Source organism: Alkalithermobacter paradoxus, assembly GCA_002029295.1.
GTDB lineage: Bacteria > Bacillota > Clostridia > Peptostreptococcales > Peptostreptococcaceae > Alkalithermobacter > Alkalithermobacter paradoxus.
On record MZGW01000035.1, the window covers coordinates 1 to 583 of the forward strand.

1 protein-coding gene is annotated in these 583 nt (G+C 37.6%); it reads left to right on the forward strand.

The window, feature by feature from the left end; genetic code table 11:
• Positions 1–42 precede the first annotated feature (42 nt).
• Positions 43–583 (forward strand): protein adenylyltransferase SelO family protein (locus tag CLOTH_RS10470; RefSeq protein ID WP_331722093.1); only part of this gene is annotated, 541 nt, incomplete at its 3' end.

The following is a 583-nucleotide window of genomic DNA, read 5'->3' on the forward strand; positions in this document are numbered from 1 at the left end:
TGGAAATACTAAATGAAAATATAAAATTAAAAGAGGGATACAATGGAAGAGATAAATATAGGATGGAACTTTGATAACAGCTATGCTCGTTTACCCAATGTATTTTTTAGTAGAGTTAATCCAGAAATTGTACCATCACCAGAAATTGCAGTTACTAATCATGATTTAGCAATATCTCTTGGACTAAATCCATACAACCTACAAAGTAAAGAAGGTGCATATATACTTTCAGGTAACAAGACTCCAAAAGGAGCACTGCCTATTGCTCAGGCTTACGCAGGACATCAATTTGGGCATTTTACCATGTTAGGAGATGGTAGGGCAGTACTAATAGGAGAACAGATTACACCAAAAGGTGAAAGATTTGACATACAGCTCAAAGGTTCAGGCAAAACACCATACTCAAGAGGAGGAGATGGTAAAGCGGCGCTTGGACCTATGCTTAGAGAATACATTATAAGTGAAGCGATGCACGCACTTGGTATTCCTACAACTCGAAGTTTAGCTGTAGTTACAACTGGAGAAACAATAATTAGACAAACTAAGCAAATGGGTGCAGTTTTAACTAGAGTGGCTTCAAGTC